Source organism: Metabacillus malikii (assembly GCF_030813355.1).
Lineage (GTDB): Bacteria > Bacillota > Bacilli > Bacillales > Bacillaceae > Metabacillus > Metabacillus malikii.
In genome coordinates, this window is the sequence record NZ_JAUSUD010000063.1 from 1 (window position 1) to 1,504 (window position 1,504).

Sequence of the window (1,504 nt, forward strand, 5' to 3'; positions counted from 1 at the left end):
CGAGAAATGTCCTTCATAAAGTGTATGAAGCCCAAAATGAGAAGAGAGCGCACGAGAAATGTCCTTCATAAAGTGTATGAAGCCCAAAATGAGAAAAGAGCGCACCCGAAATGTTCTTCATAAAGTGTATGAAGCCCAAAACGAGAAGAGAGCGCACCCGAAATGTTCTTCATAAAGTGTATGAAGCCCAAAATGAGAAGAGAGCAACCGCGAAATGTCCTTCATAAAGCGTATGAAGCCCAAAACGAGAAGAGAGCGCACCCGAAATGTTCTTCATAAAGTATATGAAGCCCAAAATGAGAAGAGTACGCATCCGAAATGTTCTTCATAAAGTGTATGAAGCCCAAAACGAGAAGAGAGCAGCCGCGAAATGTCCTTCATAATGCGTATGAAGCCCAAAGCACGCACCCGAAATGTTCTTCATAAGAGCATGAAGTTCATAATGAGAAGAGAACACACAGAATTATAAAAAATGAAACCAAAAACTATGCGAAGATACCACAAACGAATTCATCTCATATACCTATACACGGAAAATCATAACGACCGAAGCAAACAAACTCAATTTCATCAAAATCTGCCTAACAAAAATACTGTAAAATAAATTCCTCCAACTCTTAATCAAAAAGAACCCGCTCGACACACGCTACAAAAATCGCTTACCACCTAAAAAGCCTTGCACATAACAACTATTCGTGTTATCTTTTAAAACGATATTTAAATCGATAGAGGTGTCTTTCATGCGTTTACGACATAAGCCTTGGGCAAGTGACTTTCTTGCCGAGCATTCCCAATATGCGATAGCAAATCCGACATTATACAAAGGAAAATGGAATGAGCTATTCGGAAATGATAATCCGATTCATATAGAAGTTGGAACAGGTAAAGGGCAATTTATTGTTGGAATGGCCCAGCAAAATCCAGAAATCAATTATATTGGTATTGAGCTGTTTGACAGTGTGATTGTTGCGGCACTCCAAAAAGTTGTAGACTTACAGTTGCCAAATTTAAAATTGTTAAATGTGAATGCGAAGGATTTAGCAGAATTTTTCGATGTGGAAGAAATCGACCGTGTTTACTTGAATTTTTCAGACCCGTGGCCGAAAACAAGACATATAAAACGAAGACTGACGTATAAATCATTTTTAGCCCTTTATGAGAAGATTCTCAAAAAAGGCGGAGAAATTCATTTCAAAACGGATAACCAAGGTTTGTTTGAATATTCTCTCATTAGCTTTTCAGAATATGGACTAATGCTTAAGTATGTTAGCCTTGACCTTCATAATAGCAATTTCGAAGGAAATATTATGACGGAATATGAAGAAAAGTTTTCAGAAAAAGGTCAGCGTATTTATCGTGTAGAAGCTAAATATATGAACGAAGAGAAATGATCAAAATGGTCATTTCTCTTTTTGTTCGCCCAGCATGGGCGAACTCTAACGGGTGAAAGTCCCGAGTACAACCTGGTAGCGGTAAGTACATAGCTGAAAGCAAGGGTGTTCAT

General features: G+C 38.1%; 1 protein-coding gene. It reads left to right on the plus strand.

From position 1 onward, the window contains the following. Positions 1-740: 740 nt before the first annotated feature. The gene (gene trmB, locus J2S19_RS23590) at positions 741-1,391 is read left to right on the plus strand and encodes a tRNA (guanosine(46)-N7)-methyltransferase TrmB (RefSeq protein ID WP_307347347.1); all 651 of its coding nucleotides are present in this window, start codon (positions 741-743) and stop codon (positions 1,389-1,391) included. Positions 1,392-1,504 lie beyond the last annotated feature (113 nt).

Excerpts from the sequence above, each read along its gene's own strand:
- trmB (WP_307347347.1), top strand. The coding sequence starts at position 741 with ATGCGTTTACGACATAAGCCTTGGGCAAGTGACTTTCTTGCCGAGCAT.